Below are 16,996 nucleotides of genomic sequence, written 5' to 3'. Positions count from 1 at the left end.
GAACGATCGGTCGTCGCCCCGCCGCGTCGACGCCGCTTACGGCTTGCCGAGAAAATCGGCCTTGCCCAGCACCACACCCACGCCACGCAGAATCGCGTACGCCGTCGACGCGTGGAAGTAGACGTTCGGCAGCACGAACGCGAGCAGGTAGTCCTGACCGCGGAAGTGCATGTCGCCGCTGCGCAGCTTGAGCACGATCTCGCGATCCTCGCTGCCGTCGATCTGCTCGGGCTTGAACGACTTCAGCATGTCGACGACGCTGGCGATGCGTGCCTGCAGTTCCTCGAAGGTGGTCTCGTTGTCGCCCATCTTCGGCGGCTCCTGGCCGGCGAGACGGAACGCGGCGCCCTTGGCCATGTCGGTGGCGATCTGCACCTGACGGATCAGCGGGAACATGTCGGGGGTGATGCGCGTGTTGAGCAGGACCTCGGGCGCGATCTTGCGATCCGCGGCGTGTGCGGCGCCCTTCGCGAGGACGGCCGACATGTTGGTCAGCGCGCGGACGAGAACGGGCACGCAGGTCTGGTACATGGAAATCGACATGGGGCAAAGCTCTTCTTTGGGAAAGACGGCCGGACTGGCCGTGGCGGCGTATTGTGCGGGGTGATTGGCAGGGCGTCGACGGCAGCGGTTAGGATGGCGGCATGAGCCCACCCGACGCACCCCATTCCCGAACCCGGGCCGCGCTTCACGCCGTGCGTCTGCATCGGGCGCAGCAGGCGCTGGACCGGTTGTTCCGCGAACTGCCGATGGGCAAGCGTCTGCGCACCGGCGCCTTTCTCGCGTTCAAGGGCGCGCTCGGCGCGAGCCTGGCCTTCGCCATCGGTCATGCGCTGCATACCGAGCAGGCGTTCTGGGCGGCCATCAGTGCACTCGCCGTCACCCAGCCCCATTACCTCGACTCGCGCGGTGCCGGTCGCGACCGCTGTATCGGCACCGTGCTCGGCGGTATCGCCGGGTTCCTCGGGCTCTGGCTCGGCCGGAGCGCCGACGTGCTCACGTTCGCCATCGCACTCGCCGGGGTCACGATCGTCTGCTGGGCGGCGAACGTGGGGCAGGCGGCGCGCATCGCCGGCATCACCACCGCCATCGTGCTGCTCGTGCCGGCCGTGGGGCCAAGCTGGGAGATCCCGCTCTACCGGCTGGGCGAGGTCGTGCTCGGCACGCTGTGCGCGCTGGTGGTCGGCTGGCTGGTGTCGCGGATGGAGGAGCGCGTGGAGCGCAAGGATGAGGAGGGCGCCACATGATCGCGCGTGTCCGTCATCGCGAACGGCATCGCCTCGACCGCATCGGCTGGCTGCGCGCAGCCGTGCTCGGTGCCAACGACGGCATTCTCTCCACGGCCAGCCTGATGGTCGGCGTCGCCTCTGCCGCGCAGGCCGGCCGCGGCGACATCCTGATCGCGGGCGTCGCGGGACTGGTGGCCGGCGCGATGTCGATGGCGACGGGCGAATACGTCTCCGTCAGCTCGCAGGCCGACAGCGAGGCGGCGGAGCTCGCGATGGAGTCGCGGGAGCTGCGCGACGATCCGGCAGGCGAGCTGAAGGAACTGACCGAAATCTACGTGCATCGCGGCCTCGATCGCGACCTCGCTCACACCGTCGCCGAACAGCTGATGGCGCACGATGCGCTCGAAGCCCATGCGCGCGACGAACTCGGGCTGTCGGTCACCACCTCGGCACGCCCCCTTCAGGCGGCCGCCGCGTCGGCGTTGAGTTTCGCGTGCGGCGCGATCCTGCCGATCCTTGCCGCGTCGTTCTCGTCGCGGGATCGGGTCGTACCGATCACCATTGGCGTGTCGTTGCTCGCGCTCGCCCTGTTGGGCGCCGTGTCGGTCGGCATGGGCGGCGGCAACATCCTGCGCGGCATCGCTCGCGTGCTCTTCTGGGGCGCGCTGGCGATGGCGCTGACGTCGGCCGTGGGTCACGTGTTCAACATCGCCGCCTGAGCGATTCTGGTGGGAGCCAGCCTGCTGGCGAAGGGTGCTCGCGGAAAGGAGCCTTCGCCAGCAGGCTGGCTCCCACCACCGGCTCGGGTATCAGCCCACCACGCAGCGATTGCGGCCGCCGTTCTTCGCCGTGTAAAGCGCGAGGTCGGCGCGGTCGAAGACGGATTGCGGCGTGTCGCCGGGCTGGAATTGCGCGAGACCGATGGAGGCGGTGACGCGCACCGGCTGACGGCTCGCATGGAACGCGAGGTGCTGGATCTTGCCGCGAAGGCGCTCGCACACCTGCAGCGATTCGTTCTCGTCGGCTCCGTCGAACACCACGATGAATTCCTCGCCGCCGTAACGCGCGACGAAATCGCAGGGGCGCACGTGCTTGAGCAGCGCCTGCCCGATGATGCGCAACACGGCATCGCCGGCGGTATGGCCGTAGGTGTCGTTGATGCTCTTGAAGTGATCGATGTCGATCGCGGCGACGCTCAGCGGGCGTGCCGTGGTCTGCCAGCTTTCGAAGGCGGCTTCGATGCGTTTCTCGTACGCAAGGCGATTGGGCATGCCGATCATGGTGTCGGTCTGCGCCAGTTCGTGCTCGCGCTCGAGCGAGCGTTGCAGCGTGCTGCGCTCGGTTTCGAGCTGCTCGATGCGTTGGCGCATCTTCTCGGCGCGGTCGCGGTACGCGGTGAGGCGCGAGCCTTCGCGATCGCGGAAGTCACGGAAGCAATGCGCGATCGTTTCGAGGCTGAGGTTCACGCGCTCGCGCAGTTCGTGCACGTCGTCGATTTCCAGCGCGGCTTCGCCGAGCAGGCGCATCTCGTGCGTGACCGACGCATCCAGCGCCTGACCATTCGCTTCGCCCGTGGACTGGTCGGCGAGTTCGCGCGACATGTACTGGCTCATCTCGTCGAGACGGCCCGTGACGTGGCGGAGCACGCCCTGCAGCGCGTCGATCTCGCGCTGCAGGCCGAGGCGCTGTTCGTTGACGAGGTCGGCGAGGCGGTCGCCGCACGCGGCCAGGGCGACGAGGTCGCCGGCGTCGGCGACGTCGTGGCGCAGGCTGTTGGCGCGGTCCGTGAGGCGCGGCATCACCACGATGCGGTCAACGAGGCGGCTCAGCGCGGACTGTACGGACGAACCGTGCTCGGTGCGCTGGGGCCGGGTGATCGAGACCGAGCGTTCTTCCCGCACGCCGCGCGGACGTTCGCCGAGGCCGTTGATGGCCAGTGCGAGTTCGTTGACGAGGGGTTCGAGGGCGATCGGCTCGACGGGCGCGATCAATGCGTCGGACAGACGCTCGATGTGCGGGTCGACCTGGTCGTGCGCGCCATGCGCGACCCGACCGAGGCAACCCACGAGCTGACGCAGCAGGGACTCCGCGGTGCGCCATTGCGCTTCCTCACGGGTCAACCGCTCCACGGCTTCGTGATACTTGCTTTCCCAGAGCTGGTTGTCCAAACGCACGTCCCGACCGTCGCGTAAGTGTCGATTCCGTCACATCATACGATGAAGCTTGCGATTTAGCTCAGGTTTCCCCCGCGAGCGCGGGTTTCGGTCCGGGCCGGGTGGCCCGGGCCGCGACCACGATCCCGATGCCCACGAGCACCGCCGCGAGCAGGAATGGCATGCCCGCCACGTGCCACACGCGGTCCGGCGAAATCCAGAACGCGAAGATCTGCGCGAACAGGTAAGGGCCGAAGATGCCCGCGAAACTGCCGAGGCTGGTCACGCCACCCTGCAGGCGCCCCTGTTCGTCGGGCGCGACGTGCCGGGTCATGATCGACTGGATCGGCGGACCGGCCAGGCCCCAGAGCGACATCAGCGGGATGCCGATCAGGAAGACCCAGCCGACCGACGCGAAGCCCATCGTCGCGAACGCGGCGGTGCCGAAGACCAGCCCCGCGAGCAGGATGCGGCGTTCGCCGAACCGGGCGGTGAGGCGGCCGGTCAGGAACGCCTGCACCGAGCCGTCGCAGGCCCCGACCAGCGCGAGCACGTAGCCCACGGCCTGCGGTCCCCATCCGTAGCGATAGTCCGCATAGAGGACGAATACCGTCTGCAGCACGTAATGCGCGAGGTAGAAGAGGAACATCACGACCGAGAGGCCGAACACCGTGCGGTTCCGGCGAAGGAGCTTCAACGCGCCCAGCGGATTGGCCGAACGCAGTTCGAACCGGGCCGCGCGATGTTCCGCCGGGAGCGACTCGGGCAGGATGAAGAAGCCATAGAGGAAGTTCGTCAACGCGAGTCCGGCGGCTACCCAGAACGGCAGGCGCAGGTCGATGCCCCCGAGGAATCCACCGAGCGCCGGACCGATGATGAAACCGATACCGAAGGCGCCCCCGAGCAGGCCGAAGGCAGCCGAGCGTTTCTCCGGCGGCGTGACGTCGGCGATGTACGCATTGGCGGTGGTGAAGCTGGCCGCCGTCATGCCCGAGATGATCCGGCCCACGAACAGCAGCGTCAGCGAAGGCGCGAGCGCCATGAACACGAAGTCGAGCCCGAGGCCGAGGTTCGACAGCAGGATGACCGGGCGGCGACCGAAGCGATCGGACAGCGCGCCCTGGATCGGGGAGAACACGAACTGGATGGTGGCGAACACGGTGCCGAACACCCCGACCCACCAGGCGGCGTTCGACACGGTACCGCCGGTCATCTGCTCGATGAGGTGCGGCAGCACCGGAATGATGATGCCGAACGCCAGGATGTCGATCAGCACCGTGACGAAGACGAAGACGACGGCGGCGCGACGGACGGGCGTATGCGTGGCGTGTTCCATGGTGTTCCGGTCGATGGCCTATGCGAGCCGCTTCAGCCTCGGCTTCACGATCGGCACCGTCAGCATGGTGCTGACCACGGCCATCAGCAGCAGCGCGGTGAACGTTTCGCTCGTGATGATGTGACGGTCGAGCAGCACGTTGACGAAGATGATCATGATCAGCGCCTTGGTCTGGAGGAGCCAGCCGATCGTCAGCGCGTCGCCGCGCGCCCAGCCGAGCAGCTTGCCGGCGATGCCGACGCCGGCCAGCTTGCCCGCGATCGAGGCGACGAGCAGGAGCGCCGCCGCGATGAACACGGCGGTGCCGCCGACCTGCCAGTTCGTGCGCAGGCCGGTCGACAGGAAATAGATCGGCATGATCACCAGCAGCACGTTGTGGCGGAGTTCGTCGAGCCTGTCGAGCGTGAACCAGTCGCGCTCCATCACGGCGCCGGCGAGGAACGCGCCGACCATGAAGTGCAGGCCGCACCAGTCGGCGCCATAGCCGCAGGCGGCCAGCCAGATCAGGCCGACGGGGTAGCGATCGCGCTCGGGAATCTTCGCCATCAGCCAGCGGATGGCGGACGCGGCGACCGCGAATGCCGCGAGGAAGGCGACCTGATGTCCCACGCGTTGCCAGTCGAGCAGGATGACGGCAAGCACGGCCCAGATCGCGAGATCGTCCAGGCTGGCGTAGCGCAGCACGCGCTGCCCGAGCGGCTCGCGCAGGATGCCGAGCTTCTCCATAAGCAGGATGAGGATCGGCAGCGCGGTCACCGCGCACGCCATGCCGATGCCGAGCACGAATTGCCAGGTCGTCGCCGTCTCGCCGATCCAGCCGTCACGCCACGCCAGCATGGCGAGGGCCGCGAGGCACCCGGTCGCCAGCGGCGCGCCGAGCGCGAGGGCGGCGGTCGTGCCGCACTCGCGACGCTGGCGCCACACTTCGCGAAGATCGAGTTCGATGCCGGCGATCCAGACGAAGACCATCACCGCCCACCAGGCGATACCGTTGAGCGCACCGATCACCGGCGGGGCGAAGACCGTGGCGTAGTAGTCGGGAAATATCCTTCCCAGTACGCCCGGTCCGAGCACGATACCGGTGATGATCTGCACCACGACGAGCGGCGCCCAGTAATCGGTTCGGAAGAGGCGCCAGATGAGGTACGGCACACCCAGAATGATCGTCATCGCGATCAGGAACAATTCGGTCGTATTCATCCATGCCTCCCCAGGGTCGGCAGAGGTTACCCGAATTCACGAGGTTACATAGGGGGCTGTGCCAGCTCTTTCGCGTTCAGCACGCCATCGTGGTTGCGGTCCAGCTTGTGGAACTGCTGGATGAGGTTCCGCTGGAACTGGTCGAGGCGCGTCGGCCTCGTACCGGGACGCATCGGGCCATCGTCGGCATCGAGCACGCCGTCGCCATTGACGTCCATGCGCAGGAAGCCCTGGCTCATGTAGCGCACGTATTCGGTCTCGTCGATGCGGCCGTCGCCGTTCGTGTCCATCCAGCGCAGGTATTCCGCCGGGGTCCGGGGATAGTCCTGGGCCGCGACGACGGACGAGAGGAGCACGGTGGCGAGGGCGAGCGGCAGGCGGGTCATGGGCCGGCAGTCTGCGTCATCCGGAGGGGGTTTGTCGCCCCGCCCGCGGCGGGAGTAGATTTGAGGTCCTTACCCTCCGCGACGGGACCCTCGCCATGATCTTCGACAGCATCCTCGACACGATCGGCCGCACGCCCATCGTGCGCCTGCACCGTATCGCCCCCGCGCATGTCACGCTCTATGCGAAGGTCGAGTCGTTCAATCCGGGCGGATCGGTCAAGGACCGCCTCGCCATCGCGGTGATCCTTGACGCCGAGCAGAAGGGGCTGCTGAAGCCCGGCGACACCGTCGTCGAGGCCACCTCCGGCAATACCGGCGTGGCGCTGGCGATGGTGTGCGCCGCGAAGGGGTACAAATTCGTCGCCACCATGGCGGACAGCTTTTCCGTCGAGCGCCGCAAGCTGATGCGCGCGTATGGCGCGAAGGTGATCCTCACGCCAGCCGCCGAGCGCGGTAGCGGCATGGTGAGAAAGGCCGAAGCGCTGGCCGCGAAGCACGGCTGGTTCCTTCCCCGGCAGTTCCAGAACGCGGCCAATCCCGCCTACCACCGCAACACGACGGCCGCCGAGATCATGCAGGACTTCGCGGGACGTCGCCTCGACGCCTTCGTGACCGGCTGGGGCACCGGTGGCACGCTGACGGGTGTGGGCGAGATGCTGAAGCTCGCGCGTCCCGACGTGAAGATCGTCGTGTCGGAGCCGGCGGCCGCGCCGTTGCTGTCGGGAAAGCCGTGGTCGCCGCACAAGATCCAGGGCTGGACGCCGGACTTCGTGCCCGATGTCCTCAATCGCGAGATCTTCGACGAAAACATCGCCATCGACGAGGTGCTGGCGCGCGACACCGCGCGTCGACTCGCCCAGGAAGAGGGCCTCTTCGTCGGCGTATCGGCTGGCGCCACCGTGGCGGCCGCGCTGGCGTTCGCGAAAGATGCGGTGAAGGACAGCGTGATCCTGGCGATGTTGCCGGATACCGGCGAACGTTACCTGTCGACGTTCCTTTTCGAGGGCGTGGAAGAGGGGACGGACGAGGCATGGCTCGATACGCTGCCATGACGCCATGCGCCGCACGGCCTTTGCCGGAGCGCATCTGACCGGGAAAGCGTTTCGCCGGAAACGATTGGCCCCGATGGCTTTCGCGAAGGGCGGTCGCGGCCCTTATGGAACGTCGCCATCATGCGCGCCCCACATACGCGCTGCGCTTTCGTCACGCCACAAGCGGCACGTTGGTCTTCTCGAACATCAGGAGACCAACTGCCATGACATTCTTCCGTAGCAAGAGCGTGAGCGAAGAGCTGCTGGGTCGCGCGCACCGCATCGCGGGCGCCGCCACCGGTCATCATCCGCGCGAGGCCTTCGGTGCCGCGCGCGAGTACGCCGGCCGGGCCGGCCTGATGGCATCGGACGCATTCGTGGGCGCCGGGCGGGGTGTCCGTCGCCATCCGGTGTTGAGCCTCGCCGTCGGTATCGGCATCGGTGCCGCCGTCACCGCCGTGCTGCTCGCGCGCCGTCGCGCGCAGGCCATCGACGAGCACGACGAACACGATCCGACGCGCCAGCGGCCGACCAACAGCAGCGGCGACGCGCTGGATGGATCCGGTGAGGACAACCCGGTGCCGGGCGAGACGGGGCTGTACTGATCGAAGCGGCCAAGGCGGACGTGCGTAGACACGAAGCAGCTACAGGAACGCCTGTGAAAGCACCTGTGGGAGCGCGCTTGCGCGCGATGGGGTACTCGCGGCAAGCACCCCATCGCGCGCAAGCGCGCTCCCACAGAACTATCGGGCCCAGACAGGTATCCGGACTACCCACATAGGCCTCAAGGCTCCCAGACCAGTCTCAGGCTTCCATCGAGGCGCGAAGTTCGCCGCTGACGCCTAAGCCGCCGTCGCCCTGCGTCGCAGGACCGCCAGCGGCTGTGCCCACACGGCGCCGGGGCGACGCTTGCTCGTCACCAGCGTCAGTTCCGACGGCTGGAACACGTTGACGTTGTGCGTTGCCGGCGTGGTCAGGATGTACTGGGCGCGCGTGCTCTTCAGGAACGCGCCGACCTTGTCGATGTTGAAGATGTCGAGATGCGCGAACGGCTCGTCGATGAAGACGAAGCCGCCGGGTCGATCCTCGTCGCGCATCAGCGCGACCAGGAGGAGCAGGGACTTCATCACCTGCTGGCCACCGGACGCCTCGCCATCGTCCATGCCGATCCAGCCCTTCTTGTCGAACTCGAAGCGCACGTGCAACGCGGCCGACGCGAGCGCCAGGTCGTCGTTGCTGAGTTCGGGCAGGTCGACGTCGACACCGATGCCGGCGAGTTCGGCAAGTACCTTCAGGTTCTTGGCATAACGACGCACGGTGTTGCGCAGCACCTGGATATAGGCGCCGCGCGCTTCGTGAGTGATGCGCGATGCGCGTTCCAGATGCACGCGGCGCTTGTCGAGATCCTGCTTCAGGCCCTCATGGTCGGACCAGAGCTTTTCACGCAGCGCGAGCACGCTGGTGTCCTGCTCCCAATGGCCTTCGTCGAGCCGTCGTTCCACGCGATCGATTTCGCGACGCACGGCGGCGGGCGACTCGTAGCGCTCGCGCAGCGCCGTCATCGCCGCGCGACTGCGCAGGGCGAGCGGCACGTGCACCCGCTTGGCGCGGAAGGCACGCAGGCGGTCGGCCTGCTCGCCGCGCAGCTGGTGATGCTGGCGGACCGCGTCGGCGAGCTGCCGCTGCACGTCGCGCTGCTCGCGCGCCGCGTTGTCGCGCAGGTTCGAGGTGCGCAGGCGCTTCTCGCGCACCGCTTCGTAATGCGCTTCGGCCGCGACATGGCTGTCGGCCGTGCGTTGCACGTCTTCACGCAGGCGAACCTGCTGCTCGCGTGCCTCGGCGAATTCGTCGGCGCGATCGGCGAGCTGGCTGCTGGCGCTCGCGCCGCGCAGCACGGCTTCGGCATCGCCCGCCTTCGCGAGGATGTCCTTCCGTTCGGTGGCGATGTCGCGAAGGCGGGCTTCGATGTCACGTAGCTTCGACTCGCCGTCGCGCAGCTGGCGCTCGCGCGCGCCCGCGCCGAAGTACATGTCGTCGACACCGAGGTGGCGGCCGCCGCGACGTTCGCGGAAATAGCCCTGCGGCGTGATCCAGTCCTGGTCGCGTCCGACCTTCGCGCCATCGGCGACATCCTCGACACGGCGGATCCGGTCGAGGTTGCGCAACAGCCAGTCGGGCGGCGCCGCCGAGAACGACACGACCTCGAGCAGCGAGCCACGTGTGGCCTTCTCCGCCGGCGCGCGGTCCGCGACGACGAAGTGCTTGTAGCGGAGCGCTTCGCCGAGGCTCCACGCTTTCTCGCGGTCGCGCGGATCGTCGAGGAGCACGACGTGGCGATACCCGGCGAGGATGGCTTCGACGGCCGGCTGCCAGCGCGGTTCGTCGATCTCGACGATCTCGCTGAGCATGCTGTGCCGGATGCCGGCCTCGTCGAGCGCGCGACGGAACGACGCTTCGAAATCCGGCGTGTAACGCCGGCCGCTGCGCCAGGCGGACAGCTGGTTCGTCAGCGTCGCGAGATCCTGGCGAAGACGGGTTTCTTCGGCCTGCAGCTGGTTGGCACGCGCGCGGGCGTCGCGCGCGACGTCGGCAAGGCGTTCGTGATCCGCGCCACCCTGCGCCGCGACCATCTCGCGCAGGCGCGTCTCCTGCTTGATCAGCAGATCGTTCTGCGCGAGCTCGGCGCGCGCGGCGTCCAGGCTCTTCTGCGTCTGCTGTCGCGCCAGATCGGCTTCGTGCTGCTCGGCACGCAGGCTCTCACCGCCGGCATCGAGATCCCCCAGCTGGCGGGCGATCTCGGCGTCGCGGCGTTCGAGTTCGACGACGCGGCGCTTCAGGCCCGTGAGTTGCGGGCGCGTGCCGCGAATGGCGGCACCCAGATCGGCGAGTTCGGTGCGCGGCAGCACGTCGGCGACGAGGTCGACGCGCTCGGTCTTCAGCGCGTTCCATTCCTGGTACGAGCGCGCACGGGCTTCGGCTTCCTGCAGGCTCACGCCGATGAGCGAGAGCTGGTGTTCGAGGCCGTGCTGTTCGCGGTCGGCCTCCATCTGATCGTTGCGTGCCCGTTGGTAATCGTCGAGCACGGCCTTGTCGCCGAAGACGTCGAACACCAGATCGAGCAGCGCCTTGGGCGGCATCTGGCAGAGTTTGTCCGTGGCGCCCTGTTCGAGCGTGAGCACGCGACGGATCGCCTGCGAAAGGCCGGCGCCTTCGAGCCGCACGCGGTATTCGCGCAGGCCGAGGAAGTCGCCTCGTGCTTCGATGTCCTCGACGCTGACGTCGCCGCCCACCACGGCGTACTGCCGCGTCCACTCGCCGCCCTTCTTCTGGATGCGGCACGCCAGAGTGACCTCGCGGTCCATCAGCGGAAAGAACGGACGCTCGCCGCTGGGTCCCGGTACGTTGCCGACGCGGGCGCGCAGCCATGCGAACGGCTTGCCGTTGTGGCGCAGGTAGCTCTTGTAGTCACGGTTGCCGGCGCAGTCGATCGTGAGCAACGTGCGCAGCGCGTCGAGCAGCGTGGTCTTGCCGGAGCCGTTGGGCCCCACGACGGTGACGATGTTGGTGTCGAGCGGAAGGCTGAAACGCTGCCAGTAGTCCCAGTGCACGACTTCGAGGCTGCGGAAATCAAACATCGGTCGGTTCCTCGATCTCGTCGGTCGGCTCGTCGTCCGGTTCGTCGGGCAGGGGTTGCGCGGGTCGCGCGGCGGCTTCGGCGAGCAGGTCGCCGAGCGCGCCGTCGAGGATGCGGCGCGCGGTGCGCTCGTAGTCGAACGCGAGGTCGAGCAGCGGACCTTCGGCGACTTCACCCTTGCGGCGGACGATGAAACCGAGGCGGTTCAGCGTGCCGAGGTTGAAGCCCACGCGCGTCTTGCCGCCGAGCTTGTCGCCGAAGTCGGCGAGCAGGGTGCGCTCGGCGATCACCGGCGACACCGTCGGGTCGTGCGGAATGGGTTTCTCTTCGGCGAACATCTGGCCCTGCGACGCGGCGCTCGCGGCGTCCTGGCGCTCGACCTGTCGCTGCCGCTTGGGCAGCACGATCAGCGCCCAGATGACGACGAGAAGCGCGACGCCATCGCGATCCAGCTGCAGCGTGTTGGATATCCAGCTGTCGCTGCCGCCGAAGACGGCGCGCTCGCTCTTGCGCGCCACGGCGAGGCCGATGTACGCGGCGTAGGGATGTTCGCGCAGCTCGAGACCGACGGCCTCGAGCCGGCGGTCGAGGTCTTCGCGGAAGGTTTCGTCCAGCAACGCCTTGCGCGCCTGCGTGTCGGTGCGCGGCAGCCAGCGCTGCGCGAGCAGGCGGGTGACGAGGGTGGCGGTGTCGTCATGCATCGGAAGGGTCCTTCGCGGCGTCGCGCGGCCGTAGTCGGCCGGCGCTCACCATGGCGATCTGGGGCAGATCGGTGTCGATCAGGCGGGGCTCGATCTCCAGCGCGAGGGGAAGTCGCGCAAGATCGGCGGTGCCGCCTTCGAGGGCCGCGGACTCGGGATCGCCGAGCAATCCGAGCAGCGACAGCCGGTAGGCGGAAAGCGCGTAGTCGTCGCCGACCAGCGTCGCCTCGAGTTCGCGTGGTTCGCCGATCGCGGCCAGTTCCGCGTGCCAGTCTTCGAGGAAGCGCAGGTCTTCGTCGTCCATCGGCAGGTCGGCGGTGTCCGGCGGTTCTTCCGCGCCGGGAAGTGCGGTGCTCTCGGCCGCGAGGCGCTCGCGTTCGAGCAGTTCGAACTCAGCGACGTCCAGCGCGATCTGGTCGTGGATGAAAGGCGCGGGCAGCGGCAGCAGGAGCTGACCGTCTTCAAAGGCCGCCAGCGCGTCGATGTCCTGCGCACGCAGCCAGCCGACGAGGTCCGACGACGACAGGCCCGTGCGCCCGAGGTGCACGCGATGCTGATCGATCTTGTTGAGTTCGCGCTGGAAGATACCGGCCTGGCGAAGCAGCGCGCTCTGCGCACGGCCCACGGCCTGCGCGAGTCGATGCGCGGTGGGATCGAGGTCGTCCTTCTCGGTGATGCCGGCGACGACATCGGTCCCTTTCTCGACCCAGGTCCACACCGCGTCGAGCCGCTCGGCGGCCCGGCGGATGCGATGCTCGGAGCCCGAGAGCACGGCGCGGTCGAAGTCTTCCTTCAGCTCCGTCAGGCGCGAGAGGAGGTGGCCGAGTTCGTCCACGGACACGCGGCCGACGGCCTGGCCCGCGGCGAGCTGCGCGGTGAGATAGCCGAGGCCGTCATCGTCGTCGTTCTCGAACTCGAGCATCGTCGCGAGCGCGGCGAGCGCCTTGCGCCCGGGCGGGCCGACGCGATAGCGCATGGTCTCGCCGTCGTAGACCAGGATGTCGTGATCCCTGAGGCGCTGGACCACGGTTTCGAGTTTCACCGCGTCGACGAAGGCGAGGTGATCGCGGATTTCCTGCGGGGTCCACTCGGTGGCATGCGGGCGGCCGCCCAGCGTGCGCAGCACGAGCAGGCGCAGCAGAACCTGCGCCTCGCTGCCGTGGAACAGCGCGGAGAACGCGCGTAGCAGTCCGCGTCCACGCAGCAGCGGGAAGACGGAGGGGATGTCCTCGGCGACGATGCCGTCGCGGAAGAGATCCTGCAGGCGTTCGTCGTGGACGGTGGTGTCGGTCGGGCCGGACAAGGTCAGCGACGGTCGACGCCGACGAAGCGGAGGAACTCGCTCCGTGTGCGCGGATCTTCGCGGAAACTGCCGAGCATCTGGCTCGTGACCATCGACACGCCGCGCTTGTGCACGCCGCGTGTGGTCATGCATTCGTGGCTAGCGTCGATCACCACGCCGACACCACGGGGGCGCAGCGTGTCCTCGATGCAGTGCGCGATCTGCGCGGTGAGCTTTTCCTGCACCTGGAAGCGACGGGCGAAGCCGTCGACCACGCGGGCGAGCTTGCTGATGCCGACGACGCGGTCCTTCGGCACGTAGCCCACGTGCGCGCGGCCGATGATCGGCGCCATGTGGTGTTCGCAATGGCTTTCGAACTCGATGTCGCGGAGCACGATCATCTCGTCGTAGCCGGCGACTTCCTCGAACGTGCGGCGCAGGTATTCGGCCGGATCTTCGTCGTAACCCCTGAACCAGTCCGAATACGCCTTGACGACACGCTTGGGGGTGTCGAGGAGGCCTTCGCGCTTCGGGTCTTCACCGGACCAGAGCAGCAGCGTGCGCACGGCCTCTTCGGCCTGTTCGCGGCTGACCGGGCGGGACTTGGCGTCGTCGCTCATCGAAGTGGTTTCCTGGGGCAATGCAAACGGTGATTGTATTGCGCCGAGCGCTCCGGTGGGAGCCAGCCTGCTGGCGATGGGTGCTTGCGGCGAGCACCCATCGCCAGCAGGCTGGCTCCCACCGGACGACCGGCTCAGTCCTCGGCCTGGTCGACCGCCGGATCCGTATCGTCCAGCCCCGGCACGATGTCGAGCAGGGTCTGGCTCTCGTCCGACCCGAGCGATTCCACGCCGCGCAGCTTGCGTTCGATGGCGCGCGTGCGGACCCCCGCGGTGTCGATGCTGTTGCGGACAGTGTCGAGCTGCTTGCGGGTCTTTTCCAGCACCGTGGCGAACTTGCCGAATTCATTCTTCACCGCGGCCAGCACGTGCCAGACCTCGGACGAGCGCTTTTCGATGGCGAGCGTGCGGAAGCCCATCTGCAGGCTGTTCAGCAGGGCGGTGAGGGTGGTCGGGCCGGCCACGGTCACGCGATGCTCGCGCTGGAGCTGCTCGGAGAGCCCCGGGCGGCGGATCACCTCGGCGTAGAGGCCTTCGGTGGGCAGGAAGAGGATCGCGAAATCGGTGGTGTGCGGCGGCGCGACGTACTTGGTGCGGATGCGCTTGGCTTCCTCGCGAACGCGCAGTTCCAGCGCCTTGCCGGCGGCATGGGCCGCATCGACGTCGGCGGCATCCTGGGCGTCGAGCAGGCGCTGGTAGTCCTCCACGGGGTACTTCGCGTCGATCGGCAGCCAGACCGGCGTGCCGTCGTCGGCGCCCGGCAGGCGGATCGCGAACTCCACGCGCTCGCTCGACGCCGGGATGGTGGCGACGTTGGCGGCGTACTGCTCGGCCACGAGGATCTGTTCCAGCAGCGCGCCCAGTTGCACCTCGCCGAAGGTGCCGCGCGTCTTCACGTTGGTCAGAACGCGCTTCAGGTCGCCCACGCCGGCGGCCAGCGCCTGCATTTCGCCGAGGCCGCGCTGAACCGCCTCGAGGCGCTCGGACACCAGCTGGAACGACTGGCCGAGGCGGGTCTCCAGCGTGGCCTGCAGCTTTTCGTCGACGGTGGCGCGCATCTGCTCCAGCTTCGCCGCGTTGTCCTGCTGGATGGCGCCGAGGCGCGTCTCCAGCGTGGCGCGGACTTCGCCGAGGCGTTTCTCGTTCTCGGCGGTGAGCGCGGCGAAACGCTGGTCGATGCCTTCGCCGAAATGCTTCAGCGTGAGGGCCGATTCTTCGCGCGTCTTGCGGGAATCGTCGGCCAGGCCGTGGCGCAGCGATTGCAGGCCGATGTCCGTGCGCTCGGTGAGCTGGTCGAGACGCTTGCCGAAGCCTTCGATGCGTTCGTGCTGGCGCTCGGCGGCGGCCGTGAGCTGCTCCTGCACGTGGCCCCGGAACTGGCCGAAACTTTCGCCGAGTTCGCCACGGCCGGCGCGCTGCTCTTCGCGGATCAGGGTTTCGAGCCGGCGGCTGTCGTCGCGCAGGGCGTCGAATCGGGCGCTGTCGTCGCCGCTGCGCCCCCGGGCGAGGAGGACGAAGAGCAACAGGAGACACGCGATGCCGACGATCAGCAGCGCGACGAGGAGGAGGGTTTCGAGCGTCATGGGGTCAGAGGATACAGCCCCTGAGGTCCCTGCTCTCAGATCTCGCGATTGCCGACGATCACGACGTCGGCCGGGCGCTTCGCGAACAGGCCGACGGTGACCACGCCGACGATCTGGTCGAGCCGGGCTTCCAGTTCCACCGGGTCGGTGATGCGCCAGTTGTGGACGTCGATGATCCAGTTGCCGTTGTCGGTGACCACGCCGTCGCGCCAGACGGGCTGGCCGCCGAGCGCGACGATCTCGCGGGCGACGAGGCTGCGCGCCATCGGGATCACTTCGATCGGCAGCGGGAACTTGCCCAGCACGTCGACCTGCTTGCTCGCATCGATGATGCAGACGAATTTCCGGGATGCCGCCGCGACGATCTTTTCGCGCGTGAGTGCCGCGCCGCCGCCCTTGATCAGGCGCTTGTGCGGATCGCATTCGTCGGCGCCATCGACGTAGAGGTCGAGCTGGCCAACCGCGTTGAGGTCGACGACGTCGATGCCCAGCTTGCGCAGGCGCGCGCTGGAGGCTTCGGAGCTGGACACGGCCGCCTTGATCCGGTCGCGGTACTGCGAGAGCTCGTCGATGAAGAAATTCACCGTCGAACCGGTACCCACGCCGATGATGCCGTCCTTGATGTCCGACACGTACCGGAACGCGGCGGTTTCGGCGGCGAGGCGCTTCTCGTTGTCCTGGCTCATGCTTTTTCCAGCTTGAGGATGAAATCCCAGTCGCTCTTGGCCACGGGCATCACGGAAAGGCGGCTGCCTTTCTGCACCAGGGGCATGTCGGCGAGCTCGTCGCGGCCCTTCAGCTCTTCGAGCGAGATGGTGCGCGCGAGTTTGCGTTCGAACTTGACGTCGACGAGCATCCAGCGCGGTTCCTCGCGCTTGCTCTTCGGGTCGAAGTATTTCGATTTCGGGTTGAACTGGCTTTCGTCCGGGTACGCGGGAGACGCGACCGACGCGATCCCGACGATGCCGGGAACGTCGGTGTTCGAGTGGTAGAAGAAGATCCTGTCGCCGACCTTCATGCCGTCGCGCATGAAGTTGCGCGCCTGGTAATTGCGCACGCCGTCCCAGGCTTCCACGCCCTTGCGCTTCAGGTCGTCGATCGAGAAGGCGTCCGGCTCGGATTTCATCAGCCAGTACTTCATGCGGCGCCACCCGTGCAGTCGATCAGTTCCTTGTCCGTGGCGACGTAATCGAGCGAGATGTCCCATTCGGCCGTCTCGATCGCATCCAGCTCCTGGAAGGCGTAGCCGACGCCGACCAGCAGCGGCTGCGTCGGGCGGTCCTTGCCACGAAGGAATTCGAAGCTGCGGTCGTAGTAGCCTCCGCCGAAGCCGAGGCGGTTGCCACGGCGATCGAAGCCGAGCAGCGGCACCAGCACGAGATCGAGGCGGTCGGCCTCGACGATGCGCTCGGAGGCCTTCGGCTCCGGAATGCCGAGATCGTTCGTGTCGACGTCCTCGCCCGTGGTCCACGGCGCGAAGGTGAGCCGACGCTTGCCGCCCGATTTCGTGACGATGGGCAGGTAGAAGGTCTGGCCGCGCGCGGCGAGGGGCGCGATGGCCATGTTCAGCGGCAGCTCGCCGCCCGTGGCCCAATAGCCGGCGATGTGCGTGTCGGTGAGGAATTCGGGGAGCTGCTCCAGCGATTGCCGGAGGCCCTGGGCGGCCGCGACGCGCTCGGCCGGCTTCAGCTGGCGCCGTCGCTGCACGAGGTCGGCTCGCAGTTCACGTCTCTCGGGAAGCTTTGACATGGGTCGTTCAACGGAACGGCACAGGCAAGGTCGCCGTCGAGCCGCCACATCCGGTGCCGCGGATGGGACGCTGACCGGCCCGCGGGGCCGGT

Annotated in this window: 17 protein-coding genes; 4 read left to right on the top strand and 13 right to left on the bottom strand. The window is 67.8% G+C overall.

Annotated features, from left to right (window positions below):
• Positions 1–36: 36 nt before the first annotated feature.
• Complete coding sequence (locus tag BMX32_RS05115) at positions 37–543, bottom strand: DUF1993 domain-containing protein (protein WP_089975265.1); 507 nt, start codon at positions 541–543, stop codon at positions 37–39.
• Between the two features lie 101 nt (positions 544–644).
• On the opposite strand from BMX32_RS05115, the gene BMX32_RS05110 reads away from it, so the two are divergent.
• Both BMX32_RS05110 and BMX32_RS05105 read left to right on the top strand, forming a co-directional pair.
• Positions 645–1,247, top strand: coding sequence for an FUSC family protein (locus tag BMX32_RS05110; protein WP_089975262.1), 603 nt, complete (start codon positions 645–647; stop codon positions 1,245–1,247).
• Positions 1,244–1,948: a VIT1/CCC1 transporter family protein gene (locus BMX32_RS05105; protein ID WP_089975259.1), complete on the top strand. Its 705-nt coding sequence runs from the start codon at positions 1,244–1,246 to the stop codon at positions 1,946–1,948. Before BMX32_RS05110 ends, BMX32_RS05105 begins: the two co-directional genes overlap by 4 nt.
• A gap of 90 nt (positions 1,949–2,038) precedes the next feature.
• On the opposite strand, the gene BMX32_RS05100 is transcribed toward BMX32_RS05105, so the two are convergent.
• The 4 genes from BMX32_RS05100 to BMX32_RS05085 form a co-directional block, all read right to left on the bottom strand.
• On the bottom strand, positions 2,039–3,403 hold the full coding sequence (locus tag BMX32_RS05100) for a GGDEF domain-containing protein (RefSeq protein ID WP_139206673.1): 1,365 nt from the start codon (positions 3,401–3,403) through the stop codon (positions 2,039–2,041).
• Between the two features lie 61 nt (positions 3,404–3,464).
• Positions 3,465–4,718, bottom strand: coding sequence for a TCR/Tet family MFS transporter (locus BMX32_RS05095; protein WP_089975252.1), 1,254 nt, complete (start codon positions 4,716–4,718; stop codon positions 3,465–3,467).
• An 18-nt stretch (positions 4,719–4,736) separates the two neighbouring features.
• Entirely contained in the window at positions 4,737–5,918 is a 1,182-nt protein-coding gene (locus tag BMX32_RS05090; RefSeq protein WP_089975249.1) for a cation:proton antiporter, read from the bottom strand.
• A gap of 44 nt (positions 5,919–5,962) precedes the next feature.
• Positions 5,963–6,304 (bottom strand): EF-hand domain-containing protein, encoded by a 342-nt coding sequence (locus tag BMX32_RS05085; RefSeq protein ID WP_089975246.1) that lies wholly within the window; start codon positions 6,302–6,304, stop codon positions 5,963–5,965.
• Positions 6,305–6,399: 95 nt separating this feature from the next.
• Here BMX32_RS05085 and cysK point away from each other — a divergent pair, with 95 nt between their 5' ends.
• Together cysK and BMX32_RS05075 are read left to right on the top strand one after the other, a co-directional pair.
• Positions 6,400–7,356, top strand: a complete 957-nt coding sequence (gene cysK / locus BMX32_RS05080) for a cysteine synthase A (protein WP_089975243.1) — start codon at positions 6,400–6,402, stop codon at positions 7,354–7,356.
• Positions 7,357–7,559: 203 nt separating this feature from the next.
• Complete coding sequence (locus BMX32_RS05075; protein WP_089975240.1) at positions 7,560–7,940, top strand: hypothetical protein; 381 nt, start codon at positions 7,560–7,562, stop codon at positions 7,938–7,940.
• A gap of 237 nt (positions 7,941–8,177) precedes the next feature.
• Here the strand turns inward: BMX32_RS05075 and BMX32_RS05070 are convergent, their stop codons facing one another.
• The 8 genes from BMX32_RS05070 to BMX32_RS05035 all read right to left on the bottom strand — a co-directional run bounded on the left by BMX32_RS05070 (position 8,178) and on the right by BMX32_RS05035 (position 16,904).
• On the bottom strand, positions 8,178–10,970 hold the full coding sequence (locus tag BMX32_RS05070; RefSeq protein WP_089975238.1) for an AAA family ATPase: 2,793 nt from the start codon (positions 10,968–10,970) through the stop codon (positions 8,178–8,180).
• Positions 10,963–11,670 carry a hypothetical protein gene (locus tag BMX32_RS05065; protein ID WP_089975236.1) on the bottom strand — a complete coding sequence of 236 codons (708 nt, stop codon included), beginning with the start codon at positions 11,668–11,670 and terminating at the stop codon, positions 10,963–10,965. Before BMX32_RS05065 ends, BMX32_RS05070 begins: the two co-directional genes overlap by 8 nt.
• Positions 11,663–12,973 carry a hypothetical protein gene (locus BMX32_RS05060; RefSeq protein WP_089975233.1) on the bottom strand — a complete coding sequence of 437 codons (1,311 nt, stop codon included), beginning with the start codon at positions 12,971–12,973 and terminating at the stop codon, positions 11,663–11,665. Before BMX32_RS05060 ends, BMX32_RS05065 begins: the two co-directional genes overlap by 8 nt.
• Before the next feature lie 2 nt (positions 12,974–12,975).
• Positions 12,976–13,572: a GTP cyclohydrolase I FolE gene (gene folE, locus BMX32_RS05055; protein ID WP_089975231.1), complete on the bottom strand. Its 597-nt coding sequence runs from the start codon at positions 13,570–13,572 to the stop codon at positions 12,976–12,978.
• A 134-nt stretch (positions 13,573–13,706) separates the two neighbouring features.
• A complete protein-coding gene (gene rmuC / locus BMX32_RS05050; RefSeq protein WP_089975229.1) occupies positions 13,707–15,155 on the bottom strand; it encodes a DNA recombination protein RmuC in 1,449 nt (482 codons plus the stop codon).
• Positions 15,156–15,190: 35 nt separating this feature from the next.
• Positions 15,191–15,841: a ribose-5-phosphate isomerase RpiA gene (gene rpiA, locus BMX32_RS05045; RefSeq protein WP_089975227.1), complete on the bottom strand. Its 651-nt coding sequence runs from the start codon at positions 15,839–15,841 to the stop codon at positions 15,191–15,193.
• Positions 15,838–16,296, bottom strand: a complete 459-nt coding sequence (locus BMX32_RS05040; protein WP_089975224.1) for an EVE domain-containing protein — start codon at positions 16,294–16,296, stop codon at positions 15,838–15,840. Before BMX32_RS05040 ends, rpiA begins: the two co-directional genes overlap by 4 nt.
• The gene (locus tag BMX32_RS05035) at positions 16,293–16,904 is read right to left on the bottom strand and encodes a 5-formyltetrahydrofolate cyclo-ligase (RefSeq protein WP_089975222.1); all 612 of its coding nucleotides are present in this window, start codon (positions 16,902–16,904) and stop codon (positions 16,293–16,295) included. Before BMX32_RS05035 ends, BMX32_RS05040 begins: the two co-directional genes overlap by 4 nt.
• Between the last annotated feature and the right edge of the window lie 92 nt (positions 16,905–16,996).

This window comes from Luteibacter sp. UNCMF331Sha3.1 (assembly GCF_900109915.1).
GTDB lineage: Bacteria > Pseudomonadota > Gammaproteobacteria > Xanthomonadales > Rhodanobacteraceae > Luteibacter.
Note: the sequence above shows the minus strand (reverse complement) of the source record. Positions and strands in the feature narration are given on the sequence as shown.

Coding starts and splice junctions, on each gene's coding strand:
- BMX32_RS05115 (WP_089975265.1), bottom strand. CDS start 543: ATGTCGATTTCCATGTACCAGACCTGCGTGCCCGTTCTCGTCCGCGCG.
- BMX32_RS05110 (WP_089975262.1), top strand. CDS start 645: ATGAGCCCACCCGACGCACCCCATTCCCGAACCCGGGCCGCGCTTCAC.
- BMX32_RS05105 (WP_089975259.1), top strand. CDS start 1,244: ATGATCGCGCGTGTCCGTCATCGCGAACGGCATCGCCTCGACCGCATC.
- BMX32_RS05095 (WP_089975252.1), bottom strand. CDS start 4,718: ATGGAACACGCCACGCATACGCCCGTCCGTCGCGCCGCCGTCGTCTTC.
- BMX32_RS05090 (WP_089975249.1), bottom strand. CDS start 5,918: ATGAATACGACCGAATTGTTCCTGATCGCGATGACGATCATTCTGGGT.
- BMX32_RS05085 (WP_089975246.1), bottom strand. CDS start 6,304: ATGACCCGCCTGCCGCTCGCCCTCGCCACCGTGCTCCTCTCGTCCGTC.
- cysK (WP_089975243.1), top strand. CDS start 6,400: ATGATCTTCGACAGCATCCTCGACACGATCGGCCGCACGCCCATCGTG.
- BMX32_RS05075 (WP_089975240.1), top strand. CDS start 7,560: ATGACATTCTTCCGTAGCAAGAGCGTGAGCGAAGAGCTGCTGGGTCGC.
- BMX32_RS05070 (WP_089975238.1), bottom strand. CDS start 10,970: ATGTTTGATTTCCGCAGCCTCGAAGTCGTGCACTGGGACTACTGGCAG.
- BMX32_RS05065 (WP_089975236.1), bottom strand. CDS start 11,670: ATGCATGACGACACCGCCACCCTCGTCACCCGCCTGCTCGCGCAGCGC.
- folE (WP_089975231.1), bottom strand. CDS start 13,572: ATGAGCGACGACGCCAAGTCCCGCCCGGTCAGCCGCGAACAGGCCGAA.
- rmuC (WP_089975229.1), bottom strand. CDS start 15,155: ATGACGCTCGAAACCCTCCTCCTCGTCGCGCTGCTGATCGTCGGCATC.
- rpiA (WP_089975227.1), bottom strand. CDS start 15,841: ATGAGCCAGGACAACGAGAAGCGCCTCGCCGCCGAAACCGCCGCGTTC.
- BMX32_RS05040 (WP_089975224.1), bottom strand. CDS start 16,296: ATGAAGTACTGGCTGATGAAATCCGAGCCGGACGCCTTCTCGATCGAC.
- BMX32_RS05035 (WP_089975222.1), bottom strand. CDS start 16,904: ATGTCAAAGCTTCCCGAGAGACGTGAACTGCGAGCCGACCTCGTGCAG.